This is a genomic window from Prevotella sp. Rep29 (genome assembly GCF_019551475.1).
In the GTDB taxonomy this organism is placed as follows: domain Bacteria; phylum Bacteroidota; class Bacteroidia; order Bacteroidales; family Bacteroidaceae; genus Prevotella.
On the sequence record NZ_CP047159.1, the window covers coordinates 2,024,248 to 2,037,713 of the forward strand.

Here is a 13,466-nt window from a genome sequence, read left to right on the forward strand (position 1 = left end):
CAGTTAAACATCGAATAATTGCTTCAAAACAAAAAGCACTATTCACTATTTCTGCGGCAAAGGTAAGAAAAACATTCCGACCAACAATGCTTTTACACAATCTCTTTTAGTTTTTTAAGATTTATATCCCACTGAATATCAGTATTTTATAAGATAAGAAACCAAGTATTAAAGTTTACAAAAGTAAATGCAACCAAAACAAACGCCCTCCCCATTTTCCCCTTATACAAAGCATTCTACGGCGTTTACAATTGTAAACACATAACCTGCAGAATATAGAGGTGTTAATTATGGACTTCTGAAAACAAATTCTTCTTAAAAAGACCTTTTAACAATTATTTATATACTCATTTGTGCAAATATCCCTACTCCGCCCAAAGCAATCAACACTCAGTCCCGGTCATCCCAGAGTTTCTTATATCCTTAGTTCCTGCAGAATTTCCCAGAGTTCCCAACCATTCCATTCCTCTCAGCTTTCCCTGTTCCCACCCAAGCGCTAAATTTTCCCTGTCCTCTATGTCCTCGCAACTTTCCTTGTCTTCCCTCCGGTTCAAGAGAGTGAGCTTTCCTCATCCCTTTGCCTCGCCGTCCCTTGCCAACAAAAAAAGGCGGGCATTCCGTTAGGAACACCCGCCTCAAGAATAAATTCAAAAAAACGGCAGCCACCTACTCTCCCGCATTGCATTGCAGTACCATCGGCGCAAGCGGGCTTAACTGCTCTGTTCGGAATGGGAAGAGGTGGGACACCGCCGCAATAACCGCCATAAATCTCTCTGTCGCTAAAACGAAACGCGACATAAACGATTGACATCATGCACAGGCAAAACGACAAGCAGAAGGAACTGCCATAAAACAATACACACTGTTTTCATACACCGGCATACTTGCCGGCACATCACGACAGACAGAAGAACATGCCACAACGGAAAAAAGCGTTCGGGCAATTAGTAAGGCTCGGCTTTGACGTCACCGTCTTTACACCTGCCTCCTATCAACGTCCTCGTCTCGGACGACCCTCAAAGGAGCCCTCATCTCGCGGATGGCTTCGCACTTAGATGCTTTCAGCGCTTATCCTTACCAGACGCGGATACCCGGCGGTGCACCTGGCGGCACAACCGGTAAACCGGAGGTCTGTCCAACACGGTCCTCTCGTACTAGTGCCAGACCCGCTCAAGACTCCAACGCCCGCGATAGATAGAGACCGAACTGTCTCACGACGTTCTGAACCCAGCTCGCGTGCCACTTTAATGGGCGAACAGCCCAACCCTTGGGACCTTCTCCAGCCCCAGGATGTGACGAGCCGACATCGAGGTGCCAAACCACCCCGTCGATATGAGCTCTTGGGGGGGATCAGCCTGTTATCCCCGGAGTACCTTTTATCCTTTGAGCGATGCAGTTTCCATACACTTGCACCGGATCACTATGCCCCAGTTTCCTGCCTGCTCGGCATGTCTGCCTCCCAGTCAAGCGCCCTTGTGCCATTACACTCCAACGGCCGGTTACCAAACGGCCAGAGGGCACCTTTGGAAGCCTCCGTTACGCTTTTGGAGGCGACCACCCCAGTCAAACTGCCCACCAAGCAGTGTCCGCATAAAAACACGCGTTAGGACTCAGGCGCAGGAAGGGCCGTATTTCAAGGATGACTCCATAAATACTGGCGTACCTACTTCAAAGTCTCCGGCCTATCCTACACATCCGGCGACCAAGTCCAGTGCTAAGCTGCAGTAAAGGTTCACGGGGTCTTTTCGTCCCATCGCGGGTAATCGGCATCTTCACCGATACTACAATTTCACTGGGCTCATGGTTGAGACAGCGTCCGGATCATTACACCATTCGTGCAGGTCGGAACTTACCCGACAAGGAATTTCGCTACCTTAGGACCGTTATAGTTACGGCCGCCGTTTACCGGGGCTTCAATTCAATGCTTCACCCAAAGGGCTGACATCTCCTCTTAACCTTCCGGCACCGGGCAGGTGTCAGGCTGTATACGTCATCTTTCGAGTTTGCACAGCCCTGTGTTTTTGATAAACAGTTGCCTGGACCTGGTCTCTGCGCCTCACAATAAAGTGAGGACCCCTTCTCCCGAAGTTACGGGGTCAGTTTGCCTAATTCCTTAACCATGAATCACCCAACGCCTCAGTATACTCTACACGACCACCTGTGTCGGTTTGCGGTACGGGTTCCCACACAATTAACGCTTAGCGGGTTTTCTCGGGAGTATGATTACCCACACTATCCACCGTCCCAAAAGGGACGACGGTACTCTCAGGGTCGGCTCTGCGTACGGATTTGCCTATACGCATCGGCGCCTACACCCTTCAACGCACTACTCCGGCAGTGCGCGGCGGTTCCACTGCTCCGTCACCACATCGCTCATGGGGGAAGTCACGGAATGTTGACCGTGAAGCCATCGGCCTCGCCACTCGGCTGAGCCTTAGGACCCGACTGACCCCGGGCTGATCAGCATCGCCCGGGAAACCTCGGTCTTGCGGCGGGGGCGGATCACACGCCCCTAATCGTTACTTATACCTACATTTGCGTTTCCGTGCGCTCCAGGATAACTCACGTACACCATTCAACGCACACGGAATGCTCCCCTACCGATACTATAAATCAATATACTATCCCGCGCCTTCGGTGGCTGCCTTATACCCGATTATTATCCACGCCCGGACCCTCGACCAGTGAGCTGTTACGCACTCTTTGAATGAATGGCTGCTTCCAAGCCAACATCCTGGCTGTCACGGGGACCGGACTTCGTTAGACTAACTCAGGCAGCACTCGGGGACCTTAGACGGCGGTCCGGATTCTTCTCCTCTCGGGCACGGACCTTAGCACCCGCGCCCTTACTGCCGCGCTACTACGCGTGAGCATTCGGAGTTCGTCAGGACTTGATAGGCGGTGAAGCCCTCGCATCCTATCGGTCGCTCTACCTCTCACGCGAAACACGCGACGCGGCACCTAAATGCCTTTCGGGGAGTACGAGCTATCTCCGAGTTTGATTGGCCTTTCACTCCTACACACAACTCATCGGGAAGCTTTTCAACGCTTATCCGTTCGGGCCTCCATTCCGTGTTACCGGAACTTCACCCTGGCCATGTGTAGATCACTCGGTTTCGCGTCTGCCACCACCGACTAAACGCCCTGTTCAGGCTCGCTTTCACTGCGGATAACGCGTCTCGTGACGCTTAACCTCGCCGGCGACGGCAACTCGTAGGTTCATTATGCAAAAGGCACGCCGTCACATGCAAAAACATGCTCCGACCGCTTGTAGGCGCACGGGTTCAGGAACTATTTCACTCCCCTGCCAGGGGTGCTTTTCACCTTTCCCTCACGGTACTAGTACACTATCGGTCTCACGGGAGTATTTAGCCTTACCGGATGGTCCCGGCAGATTCACGCAGGATTACTCGTGTCCCGCGCTACTCAGGATACCGCTAGGCCATGCATTGCTACGAATACGGGGATATCACCCTCTCTGACGGAACTTTCCAGATCCTTCTTCTCGCAATACACATACCACAGCGCGGTCCTACAACCCCGGACATGCGCAAAGCACACGCCCGGTTTGGGCTCTTCCCCGGTCGCTCGCCACTACTGGGGGAATCATTCAGTTATTTTCTCTTCCTCGGGGTACTAAGATGTTTCAGTTCCCCCGGTTCGCCTCCTTACAAAATACGTAAGGATGACCGTCCTTCAGACGGCCGGGTTGTCCCATTCGGAAATCCGCGGATCAATGGTCATTTGCACCTACCCGCAGCTTATCGCAGCTTATCACGTCCTTCATCGCCTCCGTGAGCCAAGGCATCCACCGTGCGCCCTTGCTCGCTTTATCTCCGCACTGCACGATACTCTGAAAGACTAACCCGCAAAAGCAGGAAAGCCGACAAAGCACGGCAGGCATATACTTCTGGCTGTCAAAATTGTATTGTTGTTGATTCAATCTACTTACAGTCTTGCCTGTGTCAATATGTCAAAGAACGATTCCATAGGATATCCGGACAACACGAACCGCAGCGCAAACCGCGGAAACGCGAAAAAACCAAGATACCGACGGACAAGTGGAGAATAACGGATTCGAACCGTTGACCCCCTGCTTGCAAAGCAGGTGCTCTAGCCAGCTGAGCTAATCCCCCGTGACTGGAATAATTGATAATTGATAATTCATAATTGATAAATATGATTACTAGTGGTATGTCAAGTCAACATATCTGTCAATTGTCAACTCTCAATTCTCAATTAACACTCGCGTAGTCCCAGGCAGACTTGCTACCTGGTACACATTGGCTCTCGCCCATGTGTAGTCCCAGGCAGACTTGAACTGCCGACCTCCACATTATCAGTGTGGCGCTCTAACCAACTGAGCTATAGGACTCCGTGATGGTATCCGAGCGGGAACAGCGCCCAGCCTCGCCTCTCTCAATAATATCCGATAGACAGGAAAAGTAGCGGGATGGACAAAACCATACAATATATAAATATACATACCATAAAAAACAGGCATCCATCTCCAGAAAGGAGGTGTTCCAGCCGCACCTTCCGGTACGGCTACCTTGTTACGACTTAGCCCCAATCACCGGTTTCACCCTAGGCCGACCCTCGCGGTCACGGACTTCAGGCGCCCCCGGCTTTCATGGCTTGACGGGCGGTGTGTACAAGGCCCGGGAACGTATTCACCGCGCCATGGCTGATGCGCGATTACTAGCGAATCCAGCTTCACGGGGTCGGGTTGCAGACCCCGATCCGAACTGGGAACGGCTTTCAGGATTAGATGACTGTCACCAGACACCAACTCGCTGTACCGCCCATTGTAACACGTGTGTAGCCCCGGACGTAAGGGCCGTGCTGATTTGACGTCATCCCCACCCTCCTCCACCTTGCGGCGGCAGTATCCACAGAGTGCCCAGCATAACCTGATGGCAACTATGGAAAGGGGTTGCGCTCGTTATGGCACTTAAGCCGACACCTCACGGCACGAGCTGACGACAACCATGCAGCACCTCCACAGCAGTCCCGAAGGACCTCATCATCTCTGAATCGTTCTGCTGCAGTTCAAGCCCGGGTAAGGTTCCTCGCGTATCATCGAATTAAACCACATGTTCCTCCGCTTGTGCGGGCCCCCGTCAATTCCTTTGAGTTTCACCGTTGCCGGCGTACTCCCCAGGTGGGATGCTTAACGCTTTCGCTTGGCCGCTCACCAATAAATGGCAAACAGCGGGCATCCATCGTTTACCGCGCGGACTACCAGGGTATCTAATCCTGTTCGATACCCGCGCCTTCGAGCTTCAGCGTCAGTAAAGCAGCAGCAAGCTGCCTTCGCAATCGGAGTTCCTCGTGATATCTAAGCATTTCACCGCTACACCACGAATTCCGCCTGCCTCCTGCATACTCAAGAACACCAGTTCGCGACGCAGTGCCATGGTTGAGCCACGGCATTTCACGTCACGCTTAGCATCCAGCCTACGCTCCCTTTAAACCCAATAAATCCGGATAACGCCCGGACCTTCCGTATTACCGCGGCTGCTGGCACGGAATTAGCCGGTCCTTATTCATAGGGTACATGCAAAAAGGTATGCATACCTCACTTTATCCCCCTATAAAAGCAGTTTACAACCCATAGGGCCGTCATCCTGCACGCTACTTGGCTGGTTCAGGCTTACGCCCATTGACCAATATTCCTCACTGCTGCCTCCCGTAGGAGTCTGGTCCGTGTCTCAGTACCAGTGTGGGGGACCTTCCTCTCAGAACCCCTAAGGATCGACGGCTCGGTGGGCCGTTACCCCGCCGACTACCTAATCCTACGCATCCCCATCCCATGCCGATCAAATCTTTCGTGCAAATCTGATGCCATCTTCGCACAACATAGGGCATTAATCCGTCTTTCAACGGGCTGTTCCCTGGCAGGGGGAAGGTTGGATACGCGTTACGCACCCGTGCGCCGGTCGCCATCAACAAGAGCAAGCTCTCGTCATGCTGCCCCTCGACTTGCATGTGTTAAGCCTGTAGCTAGCGTTCATCCTGAGCCAGGATCAAACTCTACATTGTAAAAAAAAATATCGACGATGACACGCCATATCCCAAAAGACCGCAAGACCCACAAAGGGAAAAGCGGGAAGGGAAACAAGCGCGCACCGAATAATCTGTCTCAGAACGCCTGTCCGGTAGTATCGGACCGCCCCACAAAGGGGCGGATGAATTGACGGTTCGTCACAACGTCTCCAGCGCCCAAAGGGCAAAGGGACGTCCCGTACTACTTCCTCGTCTATGGAAAACTTTCAAAGAACTCTTTCTGTGCAACCGGAAAAAAACCGGAAGGCTGACACCCGAAAATGGGCGAAAGCGAGTGCAAAGGTAACACTATTTTCCGAAACAGCAAACTTTTTACGGACTTTTTTTCGGAAAAATAAAAAAAAATAATGAAAGCAAGGAATAACGACAGGGAAAAAGGAAATAAAACGAAAAACACACATTATTATATATAACGCGCGCGGAAGAAAAAAGGGGAAAAGGGATAAAAAGAATGGAAACGAAGAGAGAATGAGAGGGTGACGAAGGAGAATACAGGAAAAGATGCCTGGAAGAAATTTGTTAAAAAGCTGATTTTATTTTTGTATGTGAAAAAGATATATTATTTTTGCATAAAATTTAAACTTTTAGGCAAATAGATATTGAGGATGACGCCAAATAAACAGATAACAGGCAGCAAAGTTTTCTTCCACATCGTTGCGTTTATCATAGTTACAATATGGGGAAGCACGCTTATCAGCAGCAAGGTTCTTTTGCAGGACGGTATGCGCGAGGACGAGATTTTCTTCGCCCGTATGGTTATTGCCTATATTGCCATCCTTTTTATTTCGCCGAAGAAATTATGGGCAGACAGCTGGCAGGATGAGCTATGGATGGTCGGTTTGGGACTGACCGGCGGTTCGATGTATTTCATTTCAGAGAACTATGCACTGCAATACACGTTGGCGAACAATGTCAGTTTCATTGTTGCCGCCTCGCCATTGATAACCACGCTGCTGGCTTTGGCATTTACGAAGGGGATGAAAGCCACGAAATCGCTCATTTTCGGTTCGGTTCTCGCCCTTGTTGGAGTGGCTATCGTCATCTTTTTCGGCAAGGGAAGCTGCGGAAAGGTGGAGTTCAATCTGCTCGGTGACCTGCTGGCTGTGGTTTCATCCTTCTGTTTCGGTCTTTATTGCTTGATGCTGAAGAAGTTCAGCAACCGCTACGACCCTGTGTTTATCACGCGTAAAGTCTTTGCCTACGGGCTGCTGACCACACTACCGATTTTCATTTTCATGCCTTGGCAGTTTGAGTTCTCGCGTTTTTGGGAGCCAACGATTCTCTTCAACCTGCTGTTCCTTGGCATTGTAGCGTCATTTGCCTGCTTCCTTTTGTGGAGTGTGGCGACGAAAAAACTCGGTGCCGTGCTCACTGCCAATTACATCTATCTGAGTCCCGTCGCCACGATTGTGGTCAGTTGGCTGGTGCTCGACGAACGCATGACTTTCATGGGATGGGTCGGCAGTGCCCTGATTTTAATGGGCGTCATCCTTGCCAACGAAAATTGCAAGGAGTCTTAAACCCAAATCGGTCATTAGACCGAGGAAAAGAATTATTTATAGCAAGACAACTCTCTTTATTCCATAGCCGTATTCTTTTTCCCACCTTACCGCTTTCGCTTTTTCGCCGTAGCCCGCTACGCCTTCAAAAACAAAGTCGCTAATCTGGAAAAAACAAAACACGACTCTGAAATAAACTCTAATGACCGATTTGGGTTAAACCATCCTTTCTGCGTTTAAGACGTATCCCCCAACCAACATTATCACCCCTCCGGGAAAGCATTTCCTGTGATACGAGAGGCGCATATTTTCGTGTCGGATTTCCATTATGAAAAATTTGGAAGTTTAGCCAATTATTCTTATATTTGCAAACAATTCAAGATTTCTCTCCTGAATTGTTTGCATACGCTTTTTTTTGATTGAAGACAGCTATAATTTATAATAGATTCATTTTATGAAAACATTAAAATTTCTTATCTGCGCATGTGTCTCATACATACTTTTTTCATGCTCTACCGAACATATCCCATCATTACCAGTTATTCATTATAATTCTGAAATAGCGGAACTTTTGATTGTTCAGACAGATACAATGGCACAAGATACGGCTATTATAAATATTGAAGGATTCTATAGCAAGAATTTTCCGATAAAAGACACTATAGTTTTAGATTTGAACAAGATTGTGAGAAAATTCAATCAAACTGAATTTGCATACAAACTTGCCACACAAAATAACAAACAGGAATTTTCCGTCCAAACTTCTAGAACAAATGATACGGTTTTTACATATTTTTACAAGAGTAAAAATATTCCTCCTATAAATGTTGCTACGGTAGTTTCAGGGAATTGTGTCGGCTTATATGATGTGAATTACAAAAGAAATTATAGAAACCATATTAGATTGTGGATGTTTAAGAATAATTTAAAGCCTGATAGTTTATTGATTGAGAATATGAATTCACTCATAAGACAATTTAACTTTTCTGGTCATAATGAGTATGCAAAAGTATCAGGTAATCCGCCTATATTAAAAACATTAAAAGGCACAAAATATAGGTTTAACGTAAATGTACCTGGCAAATATTTCTATTTGTATGCTGCACAAAATAGGGATAGCATAAATTCTTTTATTGAAAAGAAAATATCAGAAGGCCTTAAAGATGCCAATTTATCAACAGCAGAGGAATTTACTTGTAACCAAATAGGAGAATGTGGTCCTAACTGTTTATTTATGATTGGGATAGATGAGAATTGGAAATATACTTTAGTTCCTTTAGGCATTGTTTTTGTTGACAACATGGCTCCAAACATATTTGCAAGGGGGCGTAGACCTAACAATAGACGACACTCAAATTACTCGTATTCAGGATTGGCTGGTTCTAGTTTTCCGAGTTCATGGCCTAGCATAATCTATTTAAAGAACCAAAATATACTTGTCAAACTTCCAGAACCATCAACCCCATTAACCTCATCCGTATCTATTTCGTATGGAAGCTTTGAAGGGAATGATTATTTGGGGTATAACATCCCATTCTATATTGATGCGAATGGCGATGTTCAAACAATAGCTGTCGGATCTTACGAATTTGATGCACGCAAAATAAAGAAAGGTGAATGTATAAGATTACATATGAAAGGACTTCATATAGGAGACAATTCCATCCCATTGTCGGCAATAGACGTAAGGGGAAATAAATCAATATCCTCTCTTTCTATTTCAATCGTATCACTCAGAAAAAATAATTATGATGACAATGATTATGATGATCTCGATAGTAGAATTAGTAATCTTGAAAGTAAATTTGATGAGTTGGAATAATTCGATTTAAGAAGTGGAAAGAACAGTTTAGGAATGTTTTTCGCCAACAAATATCGCTATGCTCACACCTTAACATGCTGCATTCTTATAATGTTGGCAATAGTTCCCAGATTTACATCTATAGCTACATATTTAATTCATAGAAAAGATATCGGGGAGTACTTCCAATCGAAATACTCCTCGATATTCTGCTATTCAGGCTTATAGTTATTTCACGACCTTGGCGTTGATGATGCGCACATCTTCTATGGGGCGGTCGGTGCTGTCGGTCTTGACAAATTCGATGTCTTCCACAACGTCCATACCCTCGATGACTTCGCCGAAGACGGTGTATTGTCCGTCGAGATGGGGTGTGCCGCCGATGGTCTTATACACATTTCGAATTTCGGGCGTAAAGACGACGGTGCCGTTTGTTGCCTTGCTCACGCGTTCTTGCACCCTGTCGAGCTTGGCATCGCTGAAGATGCGTCCGTAAACGATATAGAACTGGCTCATGGATGATGCCCGTTCGGGGTTCACGTTGTCGCCCTCGCGCGCTGCTGCCAGTGCCCCACGCTTATGAAAGAACTGCGGGTACTTGATTTCCGCCGGCACTTTATAGGCTTCGAGGAGGTCGGGTATCGGCTCGCCTTCTTGCAGATTGCGCGTGGCGGAATCGCCTGTCTGAACCATGAAGCGGTTGATGACGCGATGGAAGAGCACACCATCGTAATAGCCCTCGCGCACCAGTCGCAGGAAGTTGTCGCGATGTTGCGGCGTCTCATTGTAGAGCACGACGCGTATGCGCCCCTTGTTCGTGAGGAACTGCACCTCGTGGCGGTCGTCCTGCGCATAGGCAGATGTCACGACCGCCATGAGGAATAATATGCCTATCAGTTTTTTCATATCACATTCGTTATAGAGTGGTTGCCTCAATAAGCCTCTCCTTCTTCAATCTCTTTTTTGTCGAGTTTCTTCTTGTCGATGGAGCGCCACGCATAGATGATGTAGGCGAGCACGAACGGGATGAAGAGCGACACGATTGCCATGGTGCGAAGAGTGAACTCCGAACTGCACGAGTTTTGGATGGTGAGTGACGACTGCAAGTCGGCGGTAGATGGATAATACGCCGTATTGTTCCATCCTGCGCAGAGCAAGAGGACGAGCACGACGAGCACCGTACCGATGCCTGCGGGCCATATGCCTTTGTAATAGTTCTTCGAGAAGACGGTCTTGCCTATGCCAAAGAGCACGAGCACCACGCCAACCAGCAGGACGATTGTCAGATACCACATATCCAAGAAGTTGTGAAGATATTTTGACGGTTCCATGAAGATGACGCCCGTCGCTGGGTCGTAGGCGTAGCCGTCCTTCTCCAGCAGATGGATGAGGTATGCCACGAAGAGAATGACGAACGGCGTTGCCACTCCGATGAGGCGCGCGGAGCCTCGTGAGCGGATATCCTCATCATTGACGTTGTTCATCACATAGAGGATTCCCAGCACGCGCGCCAAGAAGACCACTGCCACTCCGAAGACGAGCACCCACGGATTGAGCAGGGCATCGAGTCCGTGCGAGGCATTTGCCCAGCGCGATATGATTGGCGTAATCGCCGTAGCATCAATCATATTGTCTTTTGCGACGATGAAATTAGAGCCTTCGAAGAAGGTTGCCACGGCACCGCCCAGGAGCAGCGGACCGAGAATTCCGTTCAACACGAGGAAGAACTGGAAAGTCTTCGGACCGAGCAGGTTGCCCAGCTTATTCTGGAACTCGTAGCTGACTGCCTGCAGCACGAACGAGAAGAGGATAATCATCCACAGCCAGTATGCGCCGCCGAAACTCGTTGAATAGAACAGCGGGAACGAGGCGAAGAATGCGCCGCCGAACGTCACCAGCGTGGTGAACGTGAACTCCCACTTGCGGCCCGTCGAGTTGACCACCAGTCGCTTGCCTTCTTCCGTCCAGCCCAATGAGCGGAGGCAAGAGTTTGCTCCCTGAACGAACATCAGGAAGACGAGCAGGGCTCCAAGAAGCGAAACGAGGAACCACCAATATTGTTGCAAAAATTCGTAAGTCATAACTTCTGTCTTTATTACTTGTTGTCTAAATTAACTTTCAGAATATTCCGGTCCCTTCTTGATTTGTTTGCAGAGAATATTGATTTCCACTGCAAGAAGTGTCGTGAAGAGTGCGAGGAAGATGAAGAACGTCAGTGCCACTGAGTTCGAGCTCAAGTCTGACACCGCAGCCCATGTGGGCAGCATGTCCTGAATGGTCCACGGCTGACGGCCGAACTCTGCCACCAACCAGCCCGACTCGCTGGCAATGTATGCGAGAGGCAGCAGGATGATTCCGCAGATCTGCAGCCACTTCGCCGTAGTAATGTCTTTTCGATAGACGATAAAGAGGGTCACCATGAAGAAGAGGATAAAGATGGTTCCCAAGCCTACCATCAGGCGGAACGCCCAGAAATTGATGGGGATGAACGGCACAATCTGGTCAGCCGACTTGATGTATCCGTATCCGAAATACTTCATGTTGGCTTTGATGAAGTCGCTCTTCTCCTGCAATTCAGCCTTGACCTCGTCGCTCATCTCCTTTCCTTTGTAGTTCGCTTTCGACTGACGATACTCTCCGAGAGCGGTAATCGCCTCCTGTCCGCGCTTGATTTTCTCCTCAAGCGACGGTTCTATCTCTCCTTTCGCATTCTTATAACCGCCTTTAATGATATCGTTCACACCAGGGACGAATCCGTGGAAGTCGTGCGTTGCCAGGAACGACAGAACGTTCGGAACGGCAATCTTCAGTGCCGGCTCCCCACCCTTCTCATAGTCAGGCTGCGAGAACGGGTTGACCGCAGAGACGATGGTGAGCGGCTGGTCTTTACCTCCGTCGTACAAAGCTTCCATTGCTGCCAACTTCATCGGCTGCACTTTGGCAACCATATAGGCAGAAGTATCACCGGTAACAGCTGTCAGCAGAGAGGCAACCAATCCGACAATGCTTCCAATCTTGATGCTTTCGATAGCCAACCGCTGCTCACGCTTCCTCAAAAGGTAGTAGCAGCTCACCGCAACGGTGAAGACGGCTCCGATAATCCATGCCGAGGTCACTGTGTGCAAGAACTTATTGACGGCAAAGGGCGACAATGCCACTTCAAAGAAGCTCACCATCTCGTTGCGCATCGTGTCGGGATTGAACTCACATCCCACCGGATACTGCATCCAAGAGTTTGCCACCAGAATCCACCACGCAGAGATGGTGGCCCCCAAGCCCGTGAGCCAGGTTGAAGCGAGATGGAACCCTGCCGACACCTTCTTCCATCCGAAGAACATCACGGCAATGAATGTCGATTCCATGAAGAACGCAATAATTCCCTCTACAGCGAGCGGAGCGCCGAAGATGTCGCCCACGAACCACGAATAGTTGCTCCAGTTTGTTCCGAACTCAAACTCGAGAATGATTCCCGTAGCCACGCCCATGGCGAAATTGATACCGAAGAGTTTCTGCCAGAACTTTGCCGCATCCCTCCAGAAGGGCTTCTTCGTGCGATAGTAGCAGGTTTCCATGATTCCCATGACAACCGCAAGTCCGAGTGTCAGAGGAACGAACAGCCAGTGATAGATTGCAGTCAGCGCAAACTGGGCGCGCGCCCAATCAATCATCCCGGCATCTACATTTAATAAGAAATTTGTCATCATGATATCCTATTGTTTAATTTGATTAATATTTTCTTTACATTCAACGATTATTCCGTGAGGCTATGGCACATCTGCCCGCTCCAGCATCTCCCCGGAGACGAAGCCCGCCTTGTCACCTTCGGGTGCATTCTTGCTCAAAAAGTTCGGAAAGAAGAACAGTTTCAGCACAAAAAACATAATGAAAAGTTTGATGAGAATGATTGCCCACAACGTTTTCCCAAGCTTCATATTGCGGAAACCATCCACGTACAGGTCGTATGCCCGATAAAGAAAACCAGTCTTTTTCATCATTTCACAAATTTATATCGCCACAAATATATAAAATATTTCTTACAATTTTACATTTTTCACTATTTTTTTGCTTCACCTGTCCATTTATCGGTTCATTTATTA

7 protein-coding genes, 2 tRNA genes and 3 rRNA genes are annotated in these 13,466 nt (G+C 48.6%); 3 read left to right on the forward strand and 9 right to left on the reverse strand.

Annotated features, from left to right (window positions below):
• Positions 1-653 precede the first annotated feature (653 nt).
• The 5 genes from rrf to GRF55_RS08650 all read right to left on the reverse strand — a co-directional run bounded on the left by rrf (position 654) and on the right by GRF55_RS08650 (position 6,045).
• Positions 654-766 (reverse strand): 5S ribosomal RNA (gene rrf / locus GRF55_RS08630).
• Positions 767-924: 158 nt separating this feature from the next.
• Positions 925-3,835 (reverse strand): 23S ribosomal RNA (locus GRF55_RS08635).
• 227 nt (positions 3,836-4,062) lie between these two features.
• Positions 4,063-4,136, reverse strand: a tRNA-Ala gene (locus GRF55_RS08640).
• Positions 4,137-4,301: 165 nt separating this feature from the next.
• Positions 4,302-4,375 (reverse strand) — tRNA-Ile (locus GRF55_RS08645).
• A 139-nt stretch (positions 4,376-4,514) separates the two neighbouring features.
• Positions 4,515-6,045 (reverse strand): 16S ribosomal RNA (locus GRF55_RS08650).
• Together the 16S, 23S and 5S rRNA genes with 2 tRNA genes alongside form the textbook arrangement of a ribosomal RNA operon.
• Positions 6,046-6,062: 17 nt before the next feature.
• Here GRF55_RS08650 and GRF55_RS08655 point away from each other — a divergent pair.
• The 3 genes from GRF55_RS08655 (at position 6,063) to GRF55_RS08665 (ending at position 9,390) form a co-directional block, all read left to right on the forward strand.
• Positions 6,063-6,200, forward strand: a complete 138-nt coding sequence (locus GRF55_RS08655; protein ID WP_220368030.1) for a hypothetical protein — start codon at positions 6,063-6,065, stop codon at positions 6,198-6,200.
• Between the two features lie 474 nt (positions 6,201-6,674).
• Entirely contained in the window at positions 6,675-7,589 is a 915-nt protein-coding gene (locus tag GRF55_RS08660; protein WP_220368031.1) for a DMT family transporter, read from the forward strand.
• 433 nt (positions 7,590-8,022) lie between these two features.
• A complete protein-coding gene (locus GRF55_RS08665; RefSeq protein ID WP_220368032.1) occupies positions 8,023-9,390 on the forward strand; it encodes a hypothetical protein in 1,368 nt (455 codons plus the stop codon).
• Positions 9,391-9,597: 207 nt separating this feature from the next.
• Here GRF55_RS08665 and GRF55_RS08670 read toward each other — a convergent pair whose 3' ends face one another.
• From GRF55_RS08670 to GRF55_RS08685, 4 genes are all read right to left on the reverse strand, one after another.
• The gene (locus GRF55_RS08670) at positions 9,598-10,275 is read right to left on the reverse strand and encodes a peptidylprolyl isomerase (protein WP_220368033.1); all 678 of its coding nucleotides are present in this window, start codon (positions 10,273-10,275) and stop codon (positions 9,598-9,600) included.
• A gap of 26 nt (positions 10,276-10,301) precedes the next feature.
• The gene (locus GRF55_RS08675) at positions 10,302-11,450 is read right to left on the reverse strand and encodes a cytochrome d ubiquinol oxidase subunit II (RefSeq protein WP_220368034.1); all 1,149 of its coding nucleotides are present in this window, start codon (positions 11,448-11,450) and stop codon (positions 10,302-10,304) included.
• 30 nt (positions 11,451-11,480) lie between these two features.
• Positions 11,481-13,070, reverse strand: a complete 1,590-nt coding sequence (locus tag GRF55_RS08680) for a cytochrome ubiquinol oxidase subunit I (protein ID WP_220369674.1) — start codon at positions 13,068-13,070, stop codon at positions 11,481-11,483.
• A 63-nt stretch (positions 13,071-13,133) separates the two neighbouring features.
• Complete coding sequence (locus GRF55_RS08685) at positions 13,134-13,361, reverse strand: DUF4492 domain-containing protein (protein ID WP_220369675.1); 228 nt, start codon at positions 13,359-13,361, stop codon at positions 13,134-13,136.
• Between the last annotated feature and the right edge of the window lie 105 nt (positions 13,362-13,466).

Bases quoted from the DNA above. Each gene is read 5' to 3' on its own strand.
- GRF55_RS08655 (WP_220368030.1), top strand. From the start codon at position 6,063: ATGACACGCCATATCCCAAAAGACCGCAAGACCCACAAAGGGAAAAGC.
- GRF55_RS08660 (WP_220368031.1), top strand. From the start codon at position 6,675: ATGACGCCAAATAAACAGATAACAGGCAGCAAAGTTTTCTTCCACATC.
- GRF55_RS08665 (WP_220368032.1), top strand. From the start codon at position 8,023: ATGAAAACATTAAAATTTCTTATCTGCGCATGTGTCTCATACATACTT.
- GRF55_RS08670 (WP_220368033.1), bottom strand. From the start codon at position 10,275: ATGAAAAAACTGATAGGCATATTATTCCTCATGGCGGTCGTGACATCT.
- GRF55_RS08675 (WP_220368034.1), bottom strand. From the start codon at position 11,450: ATGACTTACGAATTTTTGCAACAATATTGGTGGTTCCTCGTTTCGCTT.
- GRF55_RS08680 (WP_220369674.1), bottom strand. From the start codon at position 13,070: ATGACAAATTTCTTATTAAATGTAGATGCCGGGATGATTGATTGGGCG.
- GRF55_RS08685 (WP_220369675.1), bottom strand. From the start codon at position 13,361: ATGAAAAAGACTGGTTTTCTTTATCGGGCATACGACCTGTACGTGGAT.